The organism is Streptomyces sp. B1I3 (assembly GCF_030816615.1).
Lineage (GTDB): Bacteria > Actinomycetota > Actinomycetes > Streptomycetales > Streptomycetaceae > Streptomyces.
The window spans coordinates 4,491,077-4,514,915 of the sequence record NZ_JAUSYD010000001.1; the positions used below are offsets into that span (position 1 = coordinate 4,491,077).

General features: G+C 74.1%; 19 protein-coding genes and 1 pseudogene. 6 read left to right on the plus strand and 14 right to left on the minus strand.

Features of this window, described 5'->3' with window-relative positions; translation table 11 throughout:
- Positions 1 to 2 precede the first annotated feature (2 nt).
- The 9 genes and pseudogenes from QFZ58_RS20650 to QFZ58_RS20680 all read right to left on the minus strand — a co-directional run bounded on the left by QFZ58_RS20650 (position 3) and on the right by QFZ58_RS20680 (position 9,389).
- A complete protein-coding gene (locus QFZ58_RS20650) occupies positions 3 to 1,571 on the minus strand; it encodes an FAD/NAD(P)-binding domain-containing protein (RefSeq protein WP_307126382.1) in 1,569 nt (522 codons plus the stop codon).
- The gene (locus QFZ58_RS20655) at positions 1,561 to 2,808 is read right to left on the minus strand and encodes an ATP-grasp domain-containing protein (RefSeq protein ID WP_307126383.1); all 1,248 of its coding nucleotides are present in this window, start codon (positions 2,806 to 2,808) and stop codon (positions 1,561 to 1,563) included. The genes QFZ58_RS20650 and QFZ58_RS20655 overlap by 11 nt, the downstream gene beginning before the upstream one ends.
- Position 2,809: 1 nt before the next feature.
- On the minus strand, positions 2,810 to 4,144 hold the full coding sequence (locus QFZ58_RS34500; RefSeq protein WP_373428667.1) for an MFS transporter: 1,335 nt from the start codon (positions 4,142 to 4,144) through the stop codon (positions 2,810 to 2,812).
- Entirely contained in the window at positions 4,141 to 4,419 is a 279-nt protein-coding gene (locus tag QFZ58_RS34505) for a hypothetical protein (RefSeq protein ID WP_373428668.1), read from the minus strand. The genes QFZ58_RS34500 and QFZ58_RS34505 overlap by 4 nt, the downstream gene beginning before the upstream one ends.
- A 142-nt stretch (positions 4,420 to 4,561) precedes the next feature.
- Positions 4,562 to 5,401, minus strand: a pseudogene (locus tag QFZ58_RS34510) (ATP-grasp domain-containing protein); the annotation flags it as partial.
- Entirely contained in the window at positions 5,388 to 6,725 is a 1,338-nt protein-coding gene (locus QFZ58_RS20665; protein ID WP_307126385.1) for an ATP-grasp domain-containing protein, read from the minus strand. The pseudogene QFZ58_RS34510 and the gene QFZ58_RS20665, both read right to left, overlap by 14 nt.
- Positions 6,715 to 8,802: a hypothetical protein gene (locus QFZ58_RS20670; protein WP_307126386.1), complete on the minus strand. Its 2,088-nt coding sequence runs from the start codon at positions 8,800 to 8,802 to the stop codon at positions 6,715 to 6,717. Before QFZ58_RS20670 ends, QFZ58_RS20665 begins: the two co-directional genes overlap by 11 nt.
- On the minus strand, positions 8,786 to 9,136 hold the full coding sequence (locus QFZ58_RS20675; protein ID WP_307126387.1) for a 4Fe-4S dicluster domain-containing protein: 351 nt from the start codon (positions 9,134 to 9,136) through the stop codon (positions 8,786 to 8,788). The genes QFZ58_RS20670 and QFZ58_RS20675 overlap by 17 nt, the downstream gene beginning before the upstream one ends.
- Positions 9,137 to 9,188: 52 nt before the next feature.
- Positions 9,189 to 9,389, minus strand: coding sequence for a hypothetical protein (locus QFZ58_RS20680; RefSeq protein WP_307126388.1), 201 nt, complete (start codon positions 9,387 to 9,389; stop codon positions 9,189 to 9,191).
- A gap of 242 nt (positions 9,390 to 9,631) precedes the next feature.
- On the opposite strand from QFZ58_RS20680, the gene QFZ58_RS20685 reads away from it, so the two are divergent.
- A complete protein-coding gene (locus QFZ58_RS20685; RefSeq protein WP_307126389.1) occupies positions 9,632 to 10,870 on the plus strand; it encodes a pyridoxal phosphate-dependent aminotransferase in 1,239 nt (412 codons plus the stop codon).
- Positions 10,871 to 11,241: 371 nt separating this feature from the next.
- The gene (locus QFZ58_RS20690) at positions 11,242 to 12,111 is read left to right on the plus strand and encodes a sulfurtransferase (RefSeq protein WP_307126390.1); all 870 of its coding nucleotides are present in this window, start codon (positions 11,242 to 11,244) and stop codon (positions 12,109 to 12,111) included.
- A 62-nt stretch (positions 12,112 to 12,173) separates the two neighbouring features.
- Here QFZ58_RS20690 and QFZ58_RS20695 read toward each other — a convergent pair whose 3' ends face one another.
- Both QFZ58_RS20695 and QFZ58_RS20700 read right to left on the minus strand, forming a co-directional pair.
- On the minus strand, positions 12,174 to 14,660 hold the full coding sequence (locus tag QFZ58_RS20695) for an FtsX-like permease family protein (RefSeq protein ID WP_307126391.1): 2,487 nt from the start codon (positions 14,658 to 14,660) through the stop codon (positions 12,174 to 12,176).
- Positions 14,654 to 15,406: an ABC transporter ATP-binding protein gene (locus tag QFZ58_RS20700; protein WP_307126392.1), complete on the minus strand. Its 753-nt coding sequence runs from the start codon at positions 15,404 to 15,406 to the stop codon at positions 14,654 to 14,656. Before QFZ58_RS20700 ends, QFZ58_RS20695 begins: the two co-directional genes overlap by 7 nt.
- A gap of 133 nt (positions 15,407 to 15,539) precedes the next feature.
- Between QFZ58_RS20700 and QFZ58_RS20705 the strand changes: the two genes are divergently transcribed.
- Together QFZ58_RS20705 and QFZ58_RS20710 are read left to right on the plus strand one after the other, a co-directional pair.
- Positions 15,540 to 16,829 (plus strand): sensor histidine kinase, encoded by a 1,290-nt coding sequence (locus QFZ58_RS20705; RefSeq protein WP_307126393.1) that lies wholly within the window; start codon positions 15,540 to 15,542, stop codon positions 16,827 to 16,829.
- Positions 16,830 to 16,835: 6 nt separating this feature from the next.
- Entirely contained in the window at positions 16,836 to 17,480 is a 645-nt protein-coding gene (locus QFZ58_RS20710; protein WP_307126394.1) for a response regulator transcription factor, read from the plus strand.
- Positions 17,481 to 17,565: 85 nt separating this feature from the next.
- Here the strand turns inward: QFZ58_RS20710 and QFZ58_RS20715 are convergent, their stop codons facing one another.
- Complete coding sequence (locus QFZ58_RS20715) at positions 17,566 to 18,246, minus strand: phosphotransferase (protein WP_307126395.1); 681 nt, start codon at positions 18,244 to 18,246, stop codon at positions 17,566 to 17,568.
- 37 nt (positions 18,247 to 18,283) lie between these two features.
- Positions 18,284 to 19,339 (minus strand): DUF2804 domain-containing protein, encoded by a 1,056-nt coding sequence (locus tag QFZ58_RS20720; protein WP_307126396.1) that lies wholly within the window; start codon positions 19,337 to 19,339, stop codon positions 18,284 to 18,286.
- Positions 19,340 to 19,581: 242 nt separating this feature from the next.
- Between QFZ58_RS20720 and QFZ58_RS20725 the strand changes: the two genes are divergently transcribed.
- Positions 19,582 to 20,952, plus strand: coding sequence for an alpha-lytic protease prodomain-containing protein (locus tag QFZ58_RS20725; protein ID WP_307126397.1), 1,371 nt, complete (start codon positions 19,582 to 19,584; stop codon positions 20,950 to 20,952).
- A 175-nt stretch (positions 20,953 to 21,127) separates the two neighbouring features.
- Positions 21,128 to 22,021 (plus strand): carbohydrate-binding protein, encoded by an 894-nt coding sequence (locus QFZ58_RS20730; protein WP_307126398.1) that lies wholly within the window; start codon positions 21,128 to 21,130, stop codon positions 22,019 to 22,021.
- A 63-nt stretch (positions 22,022 to 22,084) separates the two neighbouring features.
- Here QFZ58_RS20730 and QFZ58_RS20735 read toward each other — a convergent pair whose 3' ends face one another.
- Positions 22,085 to 23,779: a bifunctional 3'-5' exonuclease/DNA polymerase gene (locus tag QFZ58_RS20735; protein ID WP_307126399.1), complete on the minus strand. Its 1,695-nt coding sequence runs from the start codon at positions 23,777 to 23,779 to the stop codon at positions 22,085 to 22,087.
- Between the last annotated feature and the right edge of the window lie 60 nt (positions 23,780 to 23,839).

The window sequence follows — 23,839 nt, forward strand, 5'->3', positions numbered from 1 at the left end:
TGTCATGACTCGACCCCCGCCAGACACGACGGGGCGGCGGCCGCCCTCGCACCCGGGTCCGGGCACAGGTCCAGCACGGCGCGGGCGACCACGTCCCAGTCGCGCGGCGTCACCAGGTCGGTGCCCGGCCGGATGCCCGCGCCCCGGTGGACGAAGCGGCGCGGGTGCGGTCGGCCCGCCGCGTCCACCGGGCGGGACGGCGGGTCCGTGACGTCGAGGCTCCCCGTCTCGTGGGAGGAGCCGTCGGCGGACGCCACGCGCAGGGGGCGGCACCGGCCGGTGTCCAGCAGGCGGCGCAGCAGCGGGTCGGCGGTGCGCCGCAGGTCCGGGTCGGGGTGCCGCGCCTCGATGAGCACCCGGCCGGCCGTCCGCGCACCGGGCACGGCGGACTCCAGCACGAAGCAGTCAGGCCCCGTGGTGACGCGCGTGCCCGGGCCGGTGACGTGCAGGACCCCGGCCTCGATCAGCGCGATCATCTGCTCGACGCGGTGTACGGGTGGGTCCGGGGACGGATGCGCATGGACCGGCTCGGAGCGGCGGTGTGCCGCATCGGACGCCCCGCCGGCACTGCGGGGCAGCGTGCTGCGCACACCGTCCCGCAGGTGTCCGAGCAGCCACCGCGTGAAGTCCCGCGGCCCGGTGAACTCCCCCGTGCGGCAGGGGCGGTGACCGTCCGGGCCCTGTCCGTGCCCGCCGTGCGCACGGTGCGGCACGCCGCACCGTGAACCCGCGTACAGCACCGGTTCACGGCCACCGGGGCGGTAGACCAGCCCGCGCCCGGTCCGCTCGTACGTCCCTCCGCGGCCCTCGGTGAGCAGGGTCAGGTGGTCGAGGAAGGCGTGTCCGAGCCCGCGCAGCAGGACGGTCTGACCGGGGCCGGCGAGCCGGCTGAGGTCGAGGTCGGCCGGGTTGGCCGGAGGTACGTAGGTCAGGCCGCGGTCCACCGCGTGGACGGCCAGTTCCTCCTCGGCCGCCGACATGCGGGCCGGCAGGTGATCCTGCGTCAGCACCACGGTGTGCAGGCCGCCGAGCAGGGTCCCGTCCTCCAGCAGGACCTCCTGGTGCGGGGACCCGGCGGAGTCGTCCAGCGCGACGGCGCGCGAGCGGTGCACCCGCACGGTCACCCCGGCAGGGGCCCGGCGCACGACGCGGGCGAAGGCCCACTCCAGGTAGTGCCCGTACAGCGCGCGGGGCGCGTACCTGCCGGGCCGGAGGCCACGGGCCTGGGCGAGAGTGGCGGCGTCGTACTCCGGGGCGTGCTCCAGGGGGCCCATCAGTGTCAGGAAGCGGGCCCACTCGTACAGCGTGGGCCCCGGCTCCCGCGGTCCGTCCATCCGGACGCCGTCCTCGGCGAACAGGGTGGTCCGGGTGGCCGCGGAGTGTGTCAGCAGCAGCGGTGACTGGTCGGTGCGCCACATCCGCCCCGCACCCGGCCGGTCGGGGTCGACCATGTGGACGGTGACCGGTGCGTCCGGCCGGTGCGCGCGGACGTTCGCGCAGAGCCGCTCCAGGAAGGACAGCCCGCGGGGGCCGGCGCCGACGACGCACACCTCGAAGGAGTCAGTTCGCATGCGCGGCGGGCTCCGGATCGGTCAGGGTGACGGTGAGAAGGCCGGCGGCCTCCCGGGCGACGCGTTCGGCGCCGGCCGCGTCGGTGCCCGTGGTGATCACCGAACCGAGCCGGTCCCAGGACGAACGCACGTCGTTCACGGTGTCACCGGGGCCACGCGTCAGATCGACCCGGACGACACCGGGCAGGGCGCGCACGGCGTCGACGTCGCCGATCGCGGCGATGGTGCCGGGCCGCGGAGCGGTCAGGAAGCTGATGGCGGACGCGCGTACCGGGGCCGGCGGCTCACCGGTCTCCTCGCCCAGCAGCGTCGCGACCCACCGGTCGTGGAAGTCGGTGTCGTACGCCAGGTCGACGAGGTCCATGATCCGGTCACCCGGCGGCCGCCCCGCGCACTCGATGAGCCGGGGCCCGTCGCCGGTCAGCACCCACTCGGCGTGCAGGATGCCGCTGCCGTACCCGACGGCGTCCACCAGCCGTGCCAGTTCCCGCTCCCACAGCGGGTCCTGCAGGTGCACGGTGTGTCCGGTCTCGACCGGTACCGGACCGTCGAGGGTGTACTTGCGGGTGACGTTGCAGAACACGACGGCGCCGTCACGCACCAGTGCCTCGGTCGAGTACTCGGGGCCGTACAGCCGTTCCTCGACGAGATAGCGCCAGTTCATCGGCCGGTCGGCGAGCTGGCGGCCCTCGTCGGCACCGGTGCAGTAGCGCCAGGCCGCGTCCGGGTCGGCGCCCGCGTCGAGCAGCAGGACGCCGAGACTGGCCTGGCGGCCCGCCGGCTTCACCACACACGCGCCGCCGCGCGAGAACGCGGCGATGTCCGCGGCGGAGCGCACCTCCCGGAAGCCGGGCCCCGGCAGGCCGGCCGCACGCACGGTCTCGCGGAGCAGCAGTTTGTCGCGCAGGACGGTGGCGGCCTTGGTGCCCGGGCCCGGCAGCCCGAGCTCCTCGGCGGCGCGGGCGGCGGCGACCACGGCGTACTCGAGGCCGGCCAGCACCGCGTCGAGCGGCCCGCTCTCCCGCACGACGTCCCGGACGACCTCCAGGAACTGTTCGTCCTGCTGGTAGCGGCCGAACCGGACCTCGCCGAGACAGGGGTGCCGCTCGGCCCGGGTCGCGAGGCCCTTGGCCTTCCAGAGATCGGCTTCCTCCAGGACGACGACACTTCCGGCGGGACGGCTGCCGTCCAGCGCCGTGAGGACCCCGTCGTTGTATCCGATGAGCATGAGGCGCATGTCAGCGCTCTCCTTCCGGGCCGGTACGGACGGGGTCGGCCGGCGTGCGCGGTGCACGGGCGGGGCCGGTGGGTGTGTGGGGGTCGCGGGCCGGGCCGGTGGGCGTGTGGGGGACGCGGACGAGGGCGGCTGTCAGCAGGCCCACGGCGGCGAGCGCGCTCCAGTACCAGGCGAGCAGGCCGTGCGCGGAGGCCAGCAGGAAGAGCGTGCCGCCGGCGAAGGAGCCGAGGGACTCACCGCCCGCGGTGGCGACCTGGCGCAGGTTGAACACCTCGACGATCGGCCGGTCCCCGTCCAGCCCGGCGAAGGCGGTGCTGACCGTGGGGGTGAACACCGTCTCGGCGAGGGAGAAGACGGCGAGTGCCACGAAGACCGTGATCAGGCCCGTGCTGTCCGCGCCGAGCAGCGCGAAGGCCACCGCGAAGACGACCAGCCCGATCCGCAGGTAGCGCACCGGTCCGGCGTGGTGTTCCAGGCCCCGGTTCATCCAGAGCGTGACCGGGATCTGGAGCGCGACGACCAGGACGGCGTTGAGTGTGAAGAAGCCCGACCGGAGCGCCGTGCTCTGTGTCAGGCCGGCGATCTGGAGAGCCAGTGCGGAGAAGAACTGGGCGTAGAGCAGGCTTCCGACACCGGCGAGCAGGGACACCCGGCGGATGGCCGGGTCGGTGACGACGGCTTTGAGCAGACCGAGCCGCAGCGGGGGCCGGGCGTCACCGTCCGACAGCCGCAGGCCGCTCGGCACGGTGAGGGTGACGGCGACGGCCGCCACCGCGTACAGGGCGCCCACGAGGCCGAGCAGCACACCGTGACGGGAGCTGCCGAACAGCAGGTTGGCGATCACCGGGCCGAGGGCTGCGGAGACGTTCACGGCCACCTGGATGGCGGAGAACACCGTCGAGCGGTCCGCGGCGCCGGGGAGCGACACGGCCACGTAGGCCCGTGCCGTCAGCGCGTTCACGCTGATGCCGAAACCCGCCACGACCAGGCACGCCACGATCGCCCAGACCCCGGGCACCAGCGGCAGCGCGCCGAACCCGGCGGCCGCGAGCAGCAGACCCGTCACCATGGCCCCGCGGACCGGCGCCCGGTGCAGCACCCCGCCGCAGAACAGCGACCCGCCGCGTACGGCGAACGTCAGGGCGAGCAGCGCGAACCCCACCGACCAGGCCCCGGCACCGGGGTCCAGCCGGGGCACGAGCAGCGGCAGCACCGGCAGCAGGGCGAAGTAACCGAGGTGGGAGAGCAGGTAGTCGAGGGTGATGGCGCTCAGCACACGACGGACCGGGGAGCGGCCCGGCGCGGGCCGCGCCGGGGCGTCCGCGCGCAACGTCATGAGGACGCCTCCGCGTCCTGAGCGGTGCCGGTGCCGGTGGCGGCACCGGCACCGGGCGCGAGCCCGACCCGCAGCCGGCCGCGCGCCGCCCGGAGCGTCTCGTCCACCGACGCCCCGTCCCGGCCGACACAGACCAGGAGGCCGTGCCGGTCCGCGGAGCTGCCGATCTCCCCGAGGACATCGCCCTCGCGCACCGACAGGTGGGCGGTGAGGAGCGCCGGGTCCGAGGCGATCCGGTCCCAGCCCTCGATCGTCTCGACGCGTCCGGGCCCCAGGGACGAGGAAGTCGGCGCCCGCCGCGCCGGCGGGCGCCGGCGGCTCGGCCACCGCGCGGCCCAGCAGGTCGTCCAGGAGCGTGCCGTACAGCTCGAAGCCGGGCAGGGTCCCCTCGACCAGCGCGTGGATGAAGTCGCCGCCGGGACGGGCGTGCATCTCGCCCAGCACGACGGAGCCGGCGGGCGTCACCCAGAACTCGGCGTGCAGCACACCGTGGCTCAGTCCGGCGGCGAGGACCGCCGAGGCGACCGCGGCACGCGCCGCCGCGGCGGTCGCCGGATCGAGGACGGCCGGAGTGCGGTGGCCGGTCTCCACGAAACCGGCCCCGGTCTCCTTGGCGGTCAGGGCGAGGATCCACGGCTTGCCACCGACCATCACACCCTCGGCCGAGTACTCCGCACCCGTCACGAACTGCTCGACGAGGAACGGGGCCCGGAGGCCGGCGACGGCGGCCGGCAGCCCGGCCGGCTCACGCACCAGCGCCACGCCCACGCTGCCCATCCCGTCGCGCGGCTTGACGACCCACGGGCCTTCGGTGGAGGCCAGGAAGGCCGCGGCCTCGGTGACGTCCGCCGCGACGGCGAACGAGGGCTGCGTGAAGCCCGCGTCGCGCAGCACCCCCCGGCAGACGTCCTTCGTGCGGATCACCCGGACCGCGTCCGGGTCGTTGCCGGGAAGGCCGAGTGCCCGCGCGAGCTCCGCCACGGCGAGTACGCAGCCTTCCCTGACGGTCACCACGGCGGCGACCGAGGGGTGTGCCGCGGCGAAGGTCCGGCATGCCTCGGGGTCCTCGTGGTCGAGGGCCGCCGTGGCGTCGGTGGGCATGCGCCACCGGCCGGACTCCAGCGCGGCGGCCGTGTCGGTGCCGAGCAGGCGCAGGCCACGGGCCCGCGCCTGCTCGGCGAGCCGGCGCAGCTGGTCCTGGCCGTGCGGGGTGGAGGTGACGCAGCCGACGACGAGGACCGTGTCAGCGGTCGCCATGTCCGTCGCCTTCGCCCTCGCCCGTGGAACCGCCCCGGGCGCCGTCGTCGCCGACCCGGATCGTGATCGCCGCCTCGGCCGCGTCCAAAGCCGCGCGCACCGCGTCGGCGCTGTCGCCGGTGGCGATCACCGCGCCGACGACGCAGGACATGTAGTCGGCCGGCGGCAGCGTGACCGCGGCTCCCGGGCCGCGTTCGATCGCGAGGTGCTCGACACCCGGGACGCGCAGCGCGTCGAGCACCCCGTCGACGGCCGTCAGGACGCCGTCCGCGGGGGCGAGGAGCTTGCGCAGACCGGCGTACAGCGGAGGCCGCGTCGCCGCGACCGGTGCCTGCCCGGTCGCGACCCGCACCGTGTTCTCGCAGAAGGACACGCCCGTCGCGAGTCCGACCAGGTGCGAGGTGATGAAGTCACCGCCCACCCGGGCGGCACACTCCACCATGCGGGCCTTCCCGTCGGGGCCGACCATGCACTCCAGGTGGAAGGTGCAGTCGTCCATCCCGAAGCCTTCGGCCACCGCGTGGGTCAGCTCGTGCACCGCGGCCACCGCCGAGGCGGGGAGCTGTGTCGGGAAGAGGTGGCCCACCTCCAGGCGGTAGGGCTCGGTGGTGGCCTTGTCGGTGATCCCCGCGATGTGCACCTCGCCCCGGTGCACCCATCCCTCGATGCTGTGCTCGGTGCCCGCGAGGAACTCCTCGATGACGATCTCGCCCGCGTGCCCGGTGAACACCCGGTCCACCGAAGGCTGTACGTAGGAGGCCAGCTGGTCGTAGGCGGGCCGCAGCTGGTCCTCGCCGTGCACCTGGTAGATGCCCTTGCTGCCGTTGCCCGTCGCGGGCTTCAGCACGAGCGGGTAGCCGATCTCCGCGGCCGCCTTCGCGGTCTCCTCCCAGGTCGTGACCCGGGCGAAGCGCGGGGACAGGTCGGGCCGTACGGCGGCCAGCGCCTGGCGCATCAGGTACTTGTCCCGCGCTGTCCGGGCGGTGCCGGGCGAGGCCGCCGGCAGACCGAGCTGCGCGGCGATCCGGCTGACGGTCTCCACGGCGGGGTCCGACCAGGTGACGACCCCCGCCACGGTGTGCTCGGCGGCGACGGCCGCCACTGCGGCGTCCACCGCGGCGGCGTCGTAGGTGTCGACCTGGTGGACCGTGCGCACGATCCCGGCGGGCAGGCCGGCGGGCGGGGCGTCGGCGATCAGCGCCACACCGAAGCCCTGCCGGTGGGCGGCGTAGAGGGCGGCGCGGTGTTCCAGGGGCGTACGACGCAGATTGACGAAGACGACAACGGGGCTGTCGGGGGCGGGAGTGTGCGGCTCAGTGGACATGGCTCTCCGGTGCGGGTGAGGGGGCGGTGGCGGGTGCCGGTGCGGCGTCCGGGCCGATGATGGAGGCGCGGTGCCAGCGGTGGTCGAAGGAGGTCACCTCGACCGGGTGGCCGGCGACCGCGGCCTCGGCGGCCCGCTCGGACAACTGGGCCAAGAACCGTGCCACCTGGGTCACGCCCACGAGGTCGGCCTGGTCGAACGGCTCACCGGTGCAGCGCAGGACCCGCAGATCGGTGAGGCTCTTGAAGGGGAAGCCGGCCACCATCACCGGCTCCGGGCTGCGCGCCGAGAAACGGATGAGGTTGGCGACGTGCCCCCGGTGATGCAGATCGGAGAAGACCGCCAGGTCGGGCAGGACGTGCGGGGCGAGGAAGTCCCGGGCCTGCACCGCGGGGTCCTTGGGCAGGTTGCCCGGCATCACGTGCCAGGTGTTGTACTGCATCCGCGCGGACATCGCCCAGGCCGAGTCCGCCACCTCGGCGCGGTCACCGCCGTGCAGTTCGAAGGCGCGCCCGCCGGGCACCACGCAGCAGTAGAAGTCGGGGAGTTCCCAGGAGACGATCTCCGCCCAGTCCTCGCGGGCCAGTGCCTCGACCAGCCGGGGGAGGGAGCGGATGCCTCGGCTCATCGCGAAGTCCGCACCGAAGACCTCGACCGCGCCGGCCACGGTCGCGTGGATCAGGGCCTCGAACCCGGTGGCGAAGCCGCCTGCCGGCCGCAGCATCCACGCGGTGTCCACCACGTCGAGTACGGAGGCGAAGTCCCGCCCGGCGCCCGGAACCAGCCCTGCCAGGCGCTCGCAGATGCCGAGCTCCTGCGGGCCGGGGCGCACGGCGGGCGGCAGCGCCCGCTCCGACTTGCGCCGGGTGGTGGCGTTGATGTCGTAGTGGATGCGCCGGGCGGCCACCAGCGTGGCCCGGGCGGCCGCGATCTGGGCGGCGTGGCGCACGAGGTCCGCGACGCGGGGCAGGCCGTCGGCGGCCGGCGCTTCGATGACCTGTTCGGGGTCGGCCTCCAGATAGACGGCGCGCGTGGCACGGAAGTTGTCGGCGACGTTCTCCAGCGTGAGCTGGACGCCGTTGAGGCTCTCGACCCGGTTCGGGCCGCCGGAGGAGTACACGAGCCAAAGGCAGACGACGACGACCGTCTCCTCGTCCGTCCACATCTCCAGCGGCAGGCGGTCGAGATGGTGGAAGAAGCAGTCGGGGTGCGTCGGCAGCAGGCTCTTGCCGGTGAGGTTGTTCTCGTCCTTCAGGTTCGAGTAGACCGAGTCGCCCGCGTAGAGCATCACCGGCGGGACGAGGAAGACGGCGCCACGCAGCGCGTCCACCGCTTCCCTGCGGCCGGCCGCGCCCATGGAGTCCAGCAGCGTGCGGCACTCGCGCACCTCGTGGCCGGCGCGCCGTCGCACGTCCTCGAGGAGCAGCCGGTACTCCGCTAGGTCCTCGCCGCTCCAGGAGATCCGGGCGGCGACCCCGGTCGCGGCGGCCTCGGCCGGCAGAGCGCGACGGGACGGTACGGTCACGACGAGTCGGCCCTGGGGGCTGAGGGCGAAGGAGCTCGTGAACACCGGGTCCGCCGCCGCGTCGCCCGTGTCCCCCTCTGCCGCCGGCACACGCCCCGGCCGGGTGAGGACCTGCAGGGCGGCCGTCTCGGCGCGGGTCAGCGAGCGGCGCGCGGTGTCGGCGTCGAGCCTGCCGCCGAGCGTCATCAGCGTCTGCGCCATGTCCTCGACGAGGGGCGTGCGGCGGGCCGCGGTGAGGGTCTCCTGGAGGAGCCGCGGGAAGCCGGCGTCGTCGAGGGTCCGCTCGGGGTGCGGGGTGCTGCCCGCCGGCCGGTCGGCGCGGCTCGGGCGCTTGCTGCGGCGGGCCTCCTCCATGGCGAGGCGCCTGGCGCTCTTGGCACGGCCGCCGGCCGCCGCGTCGGGCGCGGGGGCCGCAGGGGCCGCAACGGCCGCGGGAGCCGCAGGGGCTGCGGAAGCCACGTGGGCAGCGGGAGCCGCGAGGGCCGGGGGGACAGCGGGAACCGCGGGAGGCGGGACGAGCGCGGCCGGCCGGCCTTCAGTTGTCACGGACACGGAACTTCTCCTGTCCTTCCACGTAGGTCCACATCGCCTGACCGGTGGGCTGCCAGCTCTCGTCCGGGTAGATGCAGTCGACCGGGCACGCCTGTACGCACTTCGCGCAGCCGTTGCACAGCTCGGGGACGATCACGACGTCGAGTCCGTGGTTGTAGATGGCGCTGAACTGCGGCGGGCAGGCCCGCATGCAGGAGTCGCAGCCGATGCACTCGGCCGGTTCGATACGGCGCGGCGCTTTCTTCCACTCGTCGTTGCGACGGTGTTCCGAGAGTCGCTGCGCGAACGTGGTGGCCGGGGCGGGACTGACGAAGTCGACCTCGTCGCTTTGCATGGATTCGCTTTCCTCGAGGAAAAGGAGAAGGGGTCTTCGCGGTGTCCCCGGCTCAGCCCCAGCCGGTGTCCCCGGCGATGTCGGTGGCCGTCTCGACGACCACGACGCCGGCCGGTCCCGCGCCCCAGCCCGTGTCGTCGGTGGTGCCCGTGGCACCGGTGGACGCGGAGGACAGCGTGACCGCGAAGACGGCGAACGACAGAACGGCGGCGAAACGGGCACAGCGGAGCATGGAGAGTTCCCTCTCTGGCACGGTGGGTCTCCGGGACGGAATATCCCGGCGAACAGGTCCGATCGGCCCGGGGCGGTGATCCCGGCCGCTCGGACTTCCCTCATCGTCCGGCCCGTGAACCGTGTCGATCAACAGTCCCGGACCGTCCTGATTACGCCTGTCGCAACGCGACACCCGGGCATACCGAGCCATTCGCCCGGGCCGTCGTATAGCGGGCGCCGAAGCGTTGCCGCCCCGCTCGGGGCTCTGCGATGCTCCGGGACATGACCGCTGAAACCCCTGGGCCCGCGCCCGCCGCCGAGCGTCGCGTATCGGCCCGTATCGCCGCCATCTCCGAGTCCGTCACCCTCGCCGTCGACGCCAAGGCCAAGGCCCTGAAGGCAGCCGGGCGCCCGGTGATCGTCTTCGGTGCCGGCGAGCCCGACTTCCCGACGCCCGACTACATCGTCGAAGCCGCGGTGGCGGCCTGCGGTGACACCGCGAACCACCGCTACACGCCGTCGGGCGGCCTTCCCGCGCTCAGGGCGGCCATCGCGGCGAAGACGCTGCGCGACTCGGGATACGAGGTGACGGCGTCCCAGGTGCTGGTGACCAACGGCGGCAAGCAGGCCATCTACGAGGCGTTCGCCGCGATCCTCGACCCGGGTGACGAGGTCATCGTCCCCGCCCCGTACTGGACGACGTACCCGGAGTCCGTCCGCCTCGGGGGCGGCGTCCCGGTCGACGTCGTCGCCGACGAGACCACGGGGTACAAGGTCACGGTCGGCCAGCTGGAGGCCGCCCGGACGGAGCGTACGAAGGCGCTCCTGTTCGTGTCGCCGTCCAACCCGACCGGCGCCGTCTACAGCGAGGCCGAGGTCGAGGCGATCGGCCGCTGGGCCGTGGAGCACGGCCTGTGGGTGCTGACGGACGAGATCTACGAGCACCTGGTGTACGGCGACACGCGGTTCACCTCGCTGCCGGTGGTGGTCCCCGAGATCCGTGACCGCTGCATCGTCGTGAACGGTCTCGCCAAGACGTACGCGATGACGGGCTGGCGGGTGGGCTGGATCATCGGCCCCGAGGACGTGGTGAAGGCGGCCACGAACCACCAGTCGCACGCCACGTCGAACGTGAACAACGTGGCGCAGGCAGCCGCGATCACCGCCTTGTCGGGTGACCTCTCGGCGGTCGGGCGGATGCGTGAGGCCTTCGACCGCCGCCGCCGGACGATCGTGCCGATGCTCAACGAGATCGACGGTGTCCTGTGCCCCGAACCGGACGGAGCCTTCTACGCCTACCCGTCCGTGAAGGGCGTCCTCGGCAAGCAGATCCGCGGACGGCGTCCCGCCACCTCCGCCGAGCTCGCCGAACTGCTGCTGGACGAGGCGGAGGTCGCCGTCGTCCCCGGTGAGGCCTTCGGTACCCCCGGCTACCTCCGTCTGTCCTACGCCCTCGGTGACGACGACCTCGTCGAGGGTGTCACCCGGATCCAGAAGTTGCTGGCCGAGGCGCGCCCCTGACGGTGACCATGGCGAAACCCCAGGTCGCGTGCGCGGACCTGGGGTTTCCAGGTGCTGATCCCCGCCGGGCCGGGCAGCAGGTGTCAGGCGGCCGTCCACCTCTGGTTCGCCGCACCGCTGCACGCGGCGCTGCCCGCTGCTCCGTCGAACCCGCCTGTCGCCATGACGTCATGGAGCCGTAGCTACGACAATGTGACAAACCACCGGGAGGGGGTCTGCCGCTTGAGCCGCTGTTGACGCGGCCTTGAGCCCGGGCACCCGGCCCGGGTCCTCCCGTCCGGACCGGGCTCGGCCCCGCAGGCCGCGGCAACCGGCCCGGTCCGGGCGGAGGACCCCGGCCGCCCCGGGACGACGACCGAAGGGGAGAGACCATGGCCGAGGACTCGGCGACGACGGGTGCCGCGCCGGGTGCGGGCGGCCTGCCGGGGCCGCTCGTCGGTCCCGGCTGGCTCGCCGACCGGATGGCGGGCGGCGGCCCGGTGATCCTCGACGCGTCGGTGGGGGCGCACCGCGAGGCCGGGCGGCGGATCCCGGGGGCGCGGCGCTTCGACATCGACGGCGCGCTGTCCGACCACTCGGCGCCCGTGCCGCACACGATGCCGGGAGCCGGGCGGTTCACCGAGGAAGTGCGTGCTCTCGGGATCGACGAGGCGGACACCGTCGTCGTCTACGACACCGCGGGGATCTACTCCGGTGCCCGTGCCTGGTGGATGTTCCGGGCGATGGGCTTCGACCGGGTCGCCGTACTCGACGGCGGCCTGCCCGCCTGGGAGGCGGCCGGGCTGCCGGTGGAGGAGGCCGGGCCCCACGGCGGTGAGCGCGCCGGGGACTTCGTGGCCCGGCCCCGTGCCGGGCTGCTGGTGGGCAGTGACGCGGTCGTGTCCGCCCTCGCCGACCCGGCGACGGCCGTCCTGGACGCCCGCTCCCCCGAGCGGTTCGCCGGCACGGCGCCCGAGCCGCGGCCGGGCCTGCGGGGCGGCCACATGCCGGGCGCACTAAACCTGCCCTTCGGAGCGGTCCAGCGGGACGGACGGATGCTTCCGCCGGAAGAACTACGGGGAGTCTTCGAGGCGTTGGCGGGAGCCCGGAGCCGGCTCGTCGTCAGCTGCGGCTCGGGGGTCACCGCCTGCGTCCTGGCACTCGGCGCCGAACTCGCCGGCTACCGGGAGGTGGCGGTGTACGACGGGTCGTGGAGCGAGTGGGGCCGGCCGTCACCGCTCCCGGTCGTGACGGGTCCCTAGGAGCGGGCGCTCCCCCGTACGTACGCGGGGACGCCCGTCCGGGCGCACCGGGCCGGGGCCTGTCACTCGCGGGCCCCGGCCGCCTCGACCGGCCGCGTACGCAGGGCCGCGAGCGCGGGCAGCACGGCGCAGACCGTGGCCAGCACGGCGCTCGCGCCGAGGACCGCGCCCACCGCCGACCAGGGCACGCTCACCGGGGAGTGCACGTGGAGCAGTCCCAGAGCGCCCCTGACTCCCAGCAGGTTCAGCCCGGCCACCGCACCGCCCAGGACGCCGCCCGCGGCCACCACCATCAGCGCCTCCACGGCCACCAGTCGCAGCACCTGCGGTTTCGTGGCCCCGGTGAGGCGGAGCACCGCCAGATCGCGTACGCGGTCCGAGGTGGCCATGACCAGGGTGTTCGCCAGGGCGATCGCCGTGTACAGCAGGGCGATCCCCAGGATCAGCAGGAGACCGGCCCGCGTGTTGCCGCTGGTGCGGGGGTGGTGGGCCGCCACCCACTCGTCCTTCGTCAGGACCCGGGTGCCCGTCTCCCGTCCGGCCTTCTCCAGGAGGGTGCGGACGGCCATCCGGTCCGCTCCTTCGCGGAGTGCGATGTCGGCCCGGTCGATCACCGCGCCGCCCGCGTTCCCCGGAGTCACGTACGCGCCGTTGCTGCCCGTCCCGACCCGCATCACCGCGACGACGCGCAGCGAGACCTTACGGCCGTCGCCCAGCCAGACACCGACGCGCTGACCCACCGTGTGCGTCGCCCATTCCTCGTTGACGACGATGGAGTCGTCGTCGAGGTCGGTGACGCGGCCCGAGACCAGCGGGAGGTGCGTGGTCGCGGCGAGGGCGGCGGGGTCGGCGGCGCGCGCCTGCGACCTGATGAGCGCGGTGTCCTCCTCGAGTACGGTCACGGCGGTGGAGCGTGAGGTGCTGACCACCACCCCGGGGATGTCCCGTACCCGCTGGACGAAGCGCGGGTCCAGCGGACCGTCCCCGCCGGCCACGTGGTCGGCGCCGATGGCTGCCGTCACCTCGGCGGCCTCGGCGTCGCCGATCGTGGCCACGGTGCCCAGCAGGGAGGCGGTCAGGGCGACGGTGATCAGGACCGGCGCGGCGACGGCGGCGGTGCGGCGGAGGCCCGCGGAGGCGTTCTGCCGGGCCAGCATGCCGGTCGCCCCCGGCAGTCGTGCGGGCAGCCAGGTGAGCAGGCGGGTCAGCGGACGCAGGAGGAGCGGTGCCGTCAGTGCGCAGCCGACGATGATCCACAAGGGCTGCAGGATGTACGTCTTCCGCTTCAGTACGTCACCGGGATCGGTCACCAGGGACCAGCCCAGCAGCACCAGGCCGGTCAGCAGGACGGCGAGCCCGAGCAGCAGGCGGCTCGTCGGCATCGGCCGGCTGTCGACCGCCGACTCCCTGAGGGCCTCCACGGGCCGGATCCGCCCCGCACGGTGCGAGGAGACGACCACCCCGGCGAGCGCGACGCCCAGGCCCGTCCAGAAGGCCGTGTGCAGCGGCCAGTTCGCGTCGCCGATGGCGAACCGGGCCGGGGCCAGCCCCTCGCCGGCCAGCCATGCGGCCAGCCGCGGCGCGGCCGCCTCACCCAGCAGGCAGCCGAGGGCCGAGGCCAGCACGCCGATCACGGACGCCTCGGCGACGACCGTGCGCCGCACCTGACCGGGTGTGGCTCCCGCCGTACGGAGCAGTCCGAACTCCCTCCTGCGCTGGGCCACAGCGAAGGAGAACGTGGAGGCGACGACGAACACCGAGACGAAGCCGGTGATCCCCGCAGCGGTGCCGAGCATCGCGTTGACGGCCGTCAGCGCCTCGCTGTCCCGGTCCGGATCGGGGTCCGCCCTGCGCCGGTCGTCGCCGGTGAGGACGCTCATCGCGGAAACGGTCCTGGCCAGGGTGCGGACGGCGTCCGCGTCGGCGTGCACGGTCACCGCGTCGATGGCGGGGTGGACGCGGGCGGCCTCGGCGTCGCTGAAGAACACCGCTGTCTCGAAGCCGGCGTCCGCCACGGTGCCCACGACCGTCCGCACCGCGGGGCCACCCGCGGCTTCCGGCGTGGTGACCCGGACCCGCTCGCCCGCCCGCAGGCCCGTACCGGCGTGCGCCGTCACGACGATCTCGTCGGCCGCCCGGGGAGCACGGCCGGAGGTGAGGCGGTAGGGGGTGGCGGCGGCGACGGACCACGGGTGGCCGACCACTCCGTCCCGGGCGTGGTGACCGCCCAGGCCCACAGGGAAGGTGCGGTCCTCGGACGTACGCCCCAGTCCGGCGAGTGCGGCGGCCAGGGCCCGCGGCACCGGCCGCGGGGTGGAGAGCCTGGAGGTACGGACCCCGACGGGCGTCGCGACCCGCAGGGTGTCCGAGGCCCGCACCACGACCGGGGCCGCGGCGAAACGCTCCGGGCCGCGCTCCGGCGCGTCGAAGGTGGCCGCCAGCGCCAGGCCCGTCATGGCGATCAGCCCGACGCCGAGGGCGAGTGAGACGAAGGAGCCCACGAAGGTGACCCAGCGGGCCCGCATCGAACGCAGTGCCAGGCTCAGCACGGGACCACCGCCAGGCGGGTCATGCGCGCGGCGACCTGTTCGGCGGTGGGGTCGGGCAGTTCGTCCCGGACGGATCCGTCGGCGAGGAAGACCACCCGGTCCGCGTAGGAGGCGGCCACCGGGTCGTGCGTCACCATGACCACCGTCTGGCCGCCGTCGGCCATCGACCGCAGCAGCGTCAGGACCTCCCGGCCGGTCTGCGAGTCGAGTGCCCCGGTCGGCTCGTCACCGAACAGGACCTCGGGGCGGGTGATCAACGCCCGTGCGAGGGCTACGCGTTGCTGCTGGCCGCCGGACATCTCGCCCGGGCGGTGCCGGGCCCGGGCGCCCAGCCCGACCCGCTCCAGCACGGCGCGCACCTCGGACCGCTTCGGCCGGCGGCCCGCGAGCCGGAGCGGGAGCGCCACATTCTGCTCCGCGGTGAGCGCGGGCAGCAGGTTGAAGGCCTGGAAGACGAACCCAATGCGTTCGCGGCGCAGCAGCGTCAGCCGCCGTTCGCCGAGCGCGGTCAGATCCGTGTCCCCCAGGAACACCCGGCCGGCCGTCGGCCGGTCCAGACCGGCCGTGCACTGGAGCAGCGTCGACTTCCCCGAGCCGGAGGGGCCCATGATCGCGGTGAAGGAGCCCCGGGGAAAGGTGAGGCTGACGTCGTCCAGGGCGGTGACCACGTCGGACGCCTTGCCGAAGGTCCGGGTGACGGAGTCGAGCCGGACGGCCGGCGGGGTGTCGGCTGGTTGCTGAGTCATGGGTCCAAGCCAACCGGGGACGGGAAGCGCGCGCATCGCAGCGGGCAGGGGTCAGCGGGGTGGAGCCGGCTCCACCTCCGGCCCCCCGCCAATCGGGTGGCAGCGCCCCGTCCGCGCTGTCTACCGTGCGCTCATGAGCTCACCCACCCTCCGGCAGGCCCTCCGCCGCCCCCGCTACCTCCTCGGCGGCTGGCCGTGGCGCGCGGCCTTCTACCTGCTGAGTGGCGTCCCTGCCGGACTGGCCCTCCTCGCGGCCGTCCTGCTGCTGGCCGTGGTGGGCGGCGCACTGACGTTCGTACTCGTCGGTCTGCCGCTGTTGCTGATGCTCGCCCTCATCGGCATCCCGGTGGCCGCTGTGGAGCGGTACAGGCTGCGGCTGCTGGATCCCGCCCCTCTCGTCGATCCGCACCGGACACCGGGACGCCCCGGACTGCAGGCGTGGCTGCGCACGCGGTTGGGGGAGCGCGTCACCTGGCGGGAGTTCGGGTTCGCGCTGCTCTTCGCCTGTGTGCTGTGGCCCGTGGACGGACTGGTCGCCGGGAGCGTGCTCGTGGTGTGCGGGGGGCTGCTGGCGACACCCGTCGTCATGGCGGCCGTCACCGACGGGGAGGAGGTGCGGGTGCTGAAGCTCTACCTGGCCGACTCGTATCCGCAGGCGTTCGCCCTCGCGCTGCTCGGGCTGGTCCTGCTGCCGCTCCTCGCCTACCCGTTGGGATGGGCGGCGGTGGCGCGCGGGGCGCTGACCCGGCGGCTGCTGTCCGCGGCGCCGAGCGAAGCCGACGCCCGTATCGAGGAGCTGGGGCGCTCCCGCAAGCGCCTGGTGGACGCCTTCGAGGCGGAGCGCCGCCGGATCGAGCGGGATCTGCACGACGGTGCCCAGCAGCGGCTCGTGGCGCTGTCGATGACCCTGGGACTCGCGAGGCTGGAGGGCCCGGCCGAACCGCTGGGCAGCCTGCTGGCCAAGGCGCAGGAGGAGGCGGGGGTGGTTCTGGTCGAGATCAGGGAGCTCATCCGCGGTATCCACCCGCAGGTGCTCACCGACCGCGGCCTGGCCGCCGCCGTCGAGGACCTCGCGGACCGCTCGGCCGTACCGGTCGATGTGGACCTCGATCTCGCGGAACGGCTGCCACAACCCGTCGAGACGGCCGCCTACTTCGCGGTCTGTGAGGCGCTGGCCAATGTGGCCAAGCACAGTGGGGCGAGCCTGGCGCGGGTGACTGGCCGGGCGGACGGGGAGCGGCTGACCGTCGAGGTGCGCGACGACGGGAGGGGCGGCGCGGGGACGGCAGGCGGCAGCGGGCTGCAGGGGGTTGCCGACCGTCTCTCGGTGCTGGACGGTCACCTGATAATCTCCAGCCCGCCCGGCGGGCCGACGGTGTTCCGGCTGGACGTCCCCTGCTCCCCCGCCCACCTGGTCGAATGAGGGTCAATGCTGCGCATCGTGCTGGCCGAGGACAGCGTGCTCCTGAGAGAGGGCCTCATCGGCCTGCTGGAGCGGTTCGGCCACCGGGTGGTCGCCGGGGTCGGCTCCGCCGGTGAGCTGACCGGGGCGGTCACCGAGCACCGCCCGGACATCGTGGTGACGGACGTGCGGATGCCGCCCGGTTTCTCCGACGAGGGCCTCAGGGCCGCCGTCGCCCTGCGGCGGACGACGCCCCGGCTGCCCGTCCTGGTCCTGAGCCAGTACGTCCAGCGGTCCTACGCCGAGGAGTTGCTGGACACCGGCGACGGTACGGGCGTGGGCTACCTCCTCAAGGAAAGGGTCGGAAAGGTCGAGGAGTTCGTCGACGCGCTCCAGCGGGTGGCGGACGGGGGCACGGTCGTCGACCCCGAGGTGGTGCGCCAGTTGCTCAGACATCGCCGCGACCCGCTGTCCAGGCTGACCGCCCGGGAACAGGAGGTGCTGGCGCTGATGGCGGAGGGCCGGTCGAACGCCTCGGTCGCCGAGGCGCTGACGGTCAGTGAGGGAACGGTCAGCAAGCACTTCGGCTCGATCCTCACCAAGCTCGACCTGACCGTGACCGACGCGACGAACCGGCGGGTCCTGGCCGTCCTGACCTATCTCCGGAAGTAACCCGGCCCGCCCCCGGCCGTCCACCGGCCGGTTCTGCCCGCAGTCCGTTCCCCGCCCCGCCGGCCGCCCCCGGCCGTTCCTCACGTCAGCCAGCCAGCCGTGCCACCAGAGCGGCCGCCTCGTCCAGCACCACCCTTTCCCGCGCCGTGAGCCGGGGATCCGCCGCACGGCGGGCGGTGGCCGCAGTGAGGGAGCCGGCGGGAACGCCGCCGTCGTCGGCGAGCCGCGACAGCAGCTCCGCGAGCAGGTCCCGGACCCGCCCGCCCCCGGCGGCCGGCGGGGCGAGGGCGACCTGCGCGAGGATCAGCGAGGACATGGCGCGATCCAGGGCGGGTGGTCCCTCGGCCGCCGTGCACCAGTCGATGACGACGGCTCCGCCCGGTGTCAGCACCACGTTCTCCGGATGCAGGTCCAGGTGCAGGATCCGGTCCTCGGGGTCCTGGGAGAGCCTCGGCGGGATCGCGTGGAGCTCCCGCAGGAGCCTCGCCAGCAGTGCGCCGCCCTCGCGCGCGCCGAGCGTCCCCGCCAGCAGAGCCTCGGCCATCGTCGGGCCGGTCAGCCGCTGTATCACCAGGTCCGTCGGCTGCGGCGCGTCGCCGGGCGGGCCGATGCGGGGGACCGGGAAGCCGGAGGCCGAGAGGTACGACATCACCGCCAGTTCGTCGACGGTGTCGGCGTCGCAGCGGTGACGGCGCAGGACCCAGGGGCCGTCGAGTGCGTACACATCGGCGGTGCGTCCCGAACCCAGCAGAGGGCCTATGCGCATGGGAGGAAACCTACCCGGGCCACCGTGCCCGGGGGAGTCACCAGCGCATGTGGACGTCCTCGGCCCAGCCCAGGAGCCGCTCCACGGCGATCTCGGTGCCGTCGTCGGTGCGGATGCGGCCGTCGTAGTGGCCGAAGCACTGGTCGGTGCGGTTGGCGATCAGCCCGACGTCCGTACGGGCCGACCGGTTGTGGAACGGGGTGAACGTCAGGTCCACCTGGTCGGACGACGGTGTACGGACGGTCCAGGGGGCCAGGAGGTCGGAGGGGGACCAGTGCCAGTCCAGCTCCTCGCCGATCTTGGTGATCCTGCCGTCCACACAGAGGCCGTTCTCCGTGGAACCGGTGCCCGCCGTCCATCGGCCGCCGAACTGGAGCCCGACCGTGTGCCCGTCGGTGCGTCCGGAGGCCGCACCCCAGTTCCAGTCGACCGTGCGGGGCCAGCGTCCGCGGCCGTGGTCCAGGACGGCCCAGGTCTCGTTGCCCTCCCCGCCGAACGTCAGGATCTCGTTGCCGATCCGGACCCGGCCGGAGGCGGGGAGCGCGGTGTGCTTGGAGGTGTACTGGAAGCGCTGCTCGCTCCACGGCACGACCACGGAGAGCGACTCGTGGCCGTCGGGTCGCCCGACCAGCAGGCCCACCTCCAGAGGGCTCCGGTCCGGCGTCAGACAGCGGGCGCGCAGCCGGGTTCCGGCGTTCTCGTCGCGGATCTCGATGCGGACCTTGCCACCCGTCGGCCGGGCCGGGCCCACCACCACGTCCTCGGAGCCGGGCGCCCCGGCGACGGTGTCCGGGAGGCGGACGCCCCGGCCGGCCGGAACGACCGAGGAGCACTCCAGCTCGCGGCCCCCGGGCCCGAACTCCAGGACGTAGATCGTGTTCAGCGCCAGGAAGTCCAGGTCGCTCACGGTCAGTGCCACCAGATGGGTGGGTGTGGTGACGCACCAGTACTCCCACCGCTTGGTCCGGCCCCAGCCACGCAGATTGGCGCGGTGCACAGGCCGCCTCGACCAGCCGACCGCCGCCCGGTTGAGGCTGCCGTCCGGCAGGCAGAGGTCGACGGGCTCCGTGATCTCGTGCTCGTGCGTCGCCATGGCCGGAGCCTATAGCGGGCACGGCCCGCACCCCGGTACGGCTCCGGCGTGGTGCGACCCACGCGCAGGGCGGGGCGCGGCCGGGGCCGGGACACCGGCGCAGGTGCCCCCCATAACGCGGCGGTAGGGGGCGGGCGGGATCTCCTCGGGCGGAGCGCGCGCGGCTACGTTTTCGGCAGTTCCCCCACCTCCTGCCGGACTCCGCCCCCGGAGCCCAACACCCCTGAAGCAAGGAGACCCACGTGGAGAGCACCGTGCTCCGCAGACGCGCACTCGCCGCAGGTACCGCCGCCGTGGCGGTGGGTGCGCTCGCCCTCGCCGGTCCGACCGGCATCGCCTCGGCCGGGCAGCCGGGCAGTGCCGTTCCGGCCGCCGACGACCGTCTCTCACCGGGCCTGCTCGAGGCCCTGCGGCGCGACCTCGGCCTCGACGCGGGCGAGGCGAGAGCCCGGACAGGCAACGAGTACCGGGCGGCGGCCGTCGCCGCGAGGCTGGAGAAGTCCCTCGGCGCCGACTTCGCCGGGGCCCGCGTGAGTGGTGACTCGGCCGTCCTCACCGTCGCCACCACCGACCGTGCCGACGTCACGCGCATCACCGCCGCCGGCGCCCGGGCCGAGGTCGTCAGCCACGGCCTGGACCGTCTCGACGCGGTCAAGTCGGCCCTGGACGCGGTGGCACTGGAGAAGGCGCCGAAGGACGTGCCCTCCTGGTACGTCGACGTGCGCGCCAACCGCGTCGTCGTCAACGCCGCCCGCACCGCGGCGGCGGACCGCTTCCTGACCGCCGCAGGCGTCCCCCGCGGCCTGGTGCGGGTCGTGCGTTCGGCCGAACAGCCCCGCACGTACGCGGACCTGCGCGGCGGCGACGCGTACTACATGAACGGATCGGGCCGCTGTTCCATAGGTTTCCCGGTCAGGCGCGGGACCCAGGACGGTTTCGTCAGCGCCGGTCACTGCGGCACCCCGGGCGTGACCACCAGCGGCGTCGACCAGCGGGCGCAGGGCTCCTTCCAGGGCTCCACCTTCCCCGGCCGCGACTACTCCTGGGTCGCGGTCAACGCCAACTGGACACCGCGCGCCCTGGTGAACGGCTACGGCAACGGCGACGTGACCGTCGCCGGCTCCACCCAGGCCCTGGTGGGCTCGTCCGTCTGCCGCTCAGGTTCCACCACCGGCTGGCACTGCGGCACCGTCCAGCAGCACAACACCAGCGTCACCTACCAGGAAGGCACCGTCTCGGGGGTGACACGCACCGACGTGTGTGCCGAACCAGGCGACTCCGGAGGCTCGTTCGTCTCCGGCAGTCAGGCGCAGGGCGTCACCTCCGGCGGCTCCGGGAACTGCTCCCAGGGCGGTACGACGTACTACCAGCCGGTCAACCCGGCGCTCTCCGCGTTCGGCCTCACCCTCGTCACCAGCGGTACGCCGACCGACCCGCCCACCGACCCGACGGACCCGCCGACCGAGCCGGGCGGTACCTGGGCCGCCGGTACGACGTACGCGGCCGGCGCGGTGGTGACGTACGGCGGAGCGGGCTACCGCTGCCTGCAGGGCCACCGGGCACAGGCCGGCTGGCAACCGCCGAACGTGCCCGCGCTGTGGCAGCGGGTCTGATCCGCACGTTCCGCGTCCGCACGTTCCGCGTCCGCACGTCCCGCGTCCGCACGTCCCGCGTCCGCACGTCCCGCGTCCGCACGTCCCGCGTCCGCACGTCCCTGCTCCGGGGAGTCCGGGTACCGGGCACACCACACACACACCACCGAGTGCCGAGCACACCGAGGAAGCAGCCATGACCGACAGACCAGCCGTGCCCCCGTACGACACCGGCGGTGCCTCCCGTGGCGGGGCCGGGGAGGATCCACCCGGCCGCCCGATCAGCCGCAAGAGCCTGCTGAGGGCAGCCGTCGCCGTCACCGCCGTACCTCTGGTCGCGGGCGGTGGTGTGGCCCTGGCCCGGGACACCGGGACCGGTGGCACGCCCCTGGCGCTCACGCCGGCCTGCGACGACGGGGACGACCCGACGCCGGAACAGATGGAGGGCCCCTACTTCAAGCCCCACTCGCCGCTGCGCTCCAGCCTGGTGGCGTCCGGCACCCCCGGCACACCGCTGACGGTGAGCGGTTACGTCTTCGGCCTGGCCTGCCAGCCCTTGGCAGGCGTGCTGCTCGACTTCTGGCAGGCCGACACCGACGGCGCCTACGACATGGCCGGGTTCCGCTTCCGCGGCCACCAGTTCACCGGCCCCGACGGGGCCTTCACGCTCACCACGGTGGTCGCGGGCCTGTATCCCGGCCGCACCCGGCACATCCACGTGAAGGCCCAGGCGCCGGGACACCCCGTGCTGACCACCCAGCTGTACTTCCCGGGTGAGCCGCGCAACTCCACCGACGCCCTCTACGACCCGGCGCTGCTGATGAACGTCCGCGCCGCCGGGTCCGGGCGCCAGGGCACCTTCGACTTCGTGCTCGATGCCGGCCGGCAGCCCGACCCCACCGATCCACCCACCGATCCACCCACCGACCCGCCGACCGATCCTCCGGGCGGCACCTGGGCGGCCGGGGCCACCTACCGCGCCGGTGACCGGGTGACCTACGGAGGCAGCGCCTACCGCTGCCTCCAGGCACACACGGCCATCGTGGGGTGGGAACCGCCGCTGGTCCCTGCGTTGTGGGAACGCGGGTAGACGGGCGGCAGCTGCCCGGACCGGGACACCGTCCCGGTCCGGGCTTCCGGCGTCCGGGCGCCGTCACTTGGCCTGCGAATACCGCTCGACGACCGCCGTGGTGAACGGGAACCGCACCGGGGTCCGCCCGAACGCCACCCGTCCGGCCAGTTCCCCGGCCTCCCGGATCGCCTCCACGACCGCACCCGCCTCCTCGGCCGGGCAGTGCACGATCACCTCGTCGTGCTGGAAGAACACCAGCTCCGCCCGCATCCCACCGGCGTTGAGCGTCCGCCGCAGCGCTGCCAGGAGCAGCAGCGCCCAGTCGGCCGCACTGCCCTGCACGACGAAGTTGCGCGTGAAGCGGCCCCGCGCCCGGGCGTTCGACGAGGCGTAGCCGGGCGTGAACCCGTACTCACCGGCCGGCGGGTCCTCGCTCTCCTGCGGGATGCCGGCCTCCCCGTCCTCGCCGGCCCCGGCCGCGGGCGGGCTCGTGCGGCCGAGCCAGGTGCGGACGAGGCGGCCCTCCTCGCCCGCCTTCGCCGCGTCGTCGACATAGGCGACGGCCTGCGGGAAGCGCCGCCGCAGCGCCGCGAGGTTCTTCAGGCCGTCACCGGACGTCTGCCCGTAGACGGCCCCCAGCAGGGCCAGCTTCGCGTGGTCGCGGTCACCCTGGAAGGCCCGGTCGGACAGGGCCTTGTAGAGGTCGCCCTCATGGCCCGCCACCTCCATCAGCCCCGGGTCGCGGGAGATCGCGGCCAGCACGCGTGGCTCCATCTGGTCGGCGTCCGCCACCACGAGCCGCCAGCCGTCGTCGGCGACCACCGCCTGCCGCATCACCTTGGGGATCTGCAGGGCACCGCCGCCGTTGGTCGTCCAGCGGCCGCTGACGGTGCCTCCGGGCAGGTACTCGGGGCGGAAACGTCCTTCGCGCACCCAGTCCTGGAGCCAGCTCCAGCCGTGAGCCGTCCAGATGCGGTACAGCTTCTTGTAGCGGATCAGGGGCTCGACCGCGGGGTGGTCGAGCTCCTCCAGCTCCCACCGCCGGGTCGACTTCACCTTGATCCCGGCCTGCGCGAAGGCCTTCACCACATCGGCGGGCAGATCGGGGCGCACCCGCCTGCCGAAGGCCGCCGACACCTCGTCCGCCGCCTCGGCGAGTCTGCGTGGCTCGCCGCCGCCCGCGTAACGCTCGCCCAGCAGGCCCTCCAGCACCTCCCGGTGCACGTCGGCCCGCCAGGGGAGGCCGGACCTGTTCATCTCGGCGGCGACCATCATCCCGGCCGACTCGGCGGCCGTGAGCAGTCGCATCCTGTCCGGGTGGGCCGTCGCGTCGTGGCGGCGCAGCTGCTCCGCGTAGACCTGGAGCAGCGCGTCGAACGGCACGTCCGTGCCCGCGCGCGGCTCGAAGAGGGAGGACTGGGAACCTGGCTCCGCCGAACGGGCCGGCGGGTCGGCCGGCACGGGGGCGTTGCGCAGCCGCGCCCAGGCAGCCGCCGCCGAACGGGGCTCCCCGAGCCGCCCCTCGTGGCCGAGCAGCAGGAGTTCGGCGCACTCGACGTCGTAGCACCGCTCGACGCGTACGCCCGCGGCGAGGAGGCGGGGGTAGACCTCCGCGGTCGACCGCCAGACCCAGCGGGGCACGCCGGGGCGGGAGCGGACGGACTCGACGAGGTCGGGCTCGGTCACGACCGGGCCGGCCGGCACGCCGTCCGGCCCCAGCGGCACGACGAGTGCGGCGCCCGCCTCGGCGGGGGCCAGAGCCCAACGTTCGGTCATGGTCCGAGTCTGGCACCCGGCGCTGACAGCGGTACGCCTCCGGCCGGCCGCCACCGTACG

What these genes read in the sequence shown, in the direction of transcription:
- QFZ58_RS20650 (WP_307126382.1), bottom strand. Translation starts at nt 1,571, where the DNA reads ATGCGAACTGACTCCTTCGAGGTGTGCGTCGTCGGCGCCGGCCCCCGC.
- QFZ58_RS20655 (WP_307126383.1), bottom strand. Translation starts at nt 2,808, where the DNA reads ATGCGCCTCATGCTCATCGGATACAACGACGGGGTCCTCACGGCGCTG.
- QFZ58_RS34500 (WP_373428667.1), bottom strand. Translation starts at nt 4,144, where the DNA reads ATGACGTTGCGCGCGGACGCCCCGGCGCGGCCCGCGCCGGGCCGCTCC.
- QFZ58_RS20665 (WP_307126385.1), bottom strand. Translation starts at nt 6,725, where the DNA reads ATGTCCACTGAGCCGCACACTCCCGCCCCCGACAGCCCCGTTGTCGTC.
- QFZ58_RS20675 (WP_307126387.1), bottom strand. Translation starts at nt 9,136, where the DNA reads ATGCAAAGCGACGAGGTCGACTTCGTCAGTCCCGCCCCGGCCACCACG.
- QFZ58_RS20685 (WP_307126389.1), top strand. Translation starts at nt 9,632, where the DNA reads ATGACCGCTGAAACCCCTGGGCCCGCGCCCGCCGCCGAGCGTCGCGTA.
- QFZ58_RS20690 (WP_307126390.1), top strand. Translation starts at nt 11,242, where the DNA reads ATGGCCGAGGACTCGGCGACGACGGGTGCCGCGCCGGGTGCGGGCGGC.
- QFZ58_RS20700 (WP_307126392.1), bottom strand. Translation starts at nt 15,406, where the DNA reads ATGACTCAGCAACCAGCCGACACCCCGCCGGCCGTCCGGCTCGACTCC.
- QFZ58_RS20705 (WP_307126393.1), top strand. Translation starts at nt 15,540, where the DNA reads ATGAGCTCACCCACCCTCCGGCAGGCCCTCCGCCGCCCCCGCTACCTC.
- QFZ58_RS20710 (WP_307126394.1), top strand. Translation starts at nt 16,836, where the DNA reads ATGCTGCGCATCGTGCTGGCCGAGGACAGCGTGCTCCTGAGAGAGGGC.
- QFZ58_RS20715 (WP_307126395.1), bottom strand. Translation starts at nt 18,246, where the DNA reads ATGCGCATAGGCCCTCTGCTGGGTTCGGGACGCACCGCCGATGTGTAC.
- QFZ58_RS20720 (WP_307126396.1), bottom strand. Translation starts at nt 19,339, where the DNA reads ATGGCGACGCACGAGCACGAGATCACGGAGCCCGTCGACCTCTGCCTG.
- QFZ58_RS20730 (WP_307126398.1), top strand. Translation starts at nt 21,128, where the DNA reads ATGACCGACAGACCAGCCGTGCCCCCGTACGACACCGGCGGTGCCTCC.
- QFZ58_RS20735 (WP_307126399.1), bottom strand. Translation starts at nt 23,779, where the DNA reads ATGACCGAACGTTGGGCTCTGGCCCCCGCCGAGGCGGGCGCCGCACTC.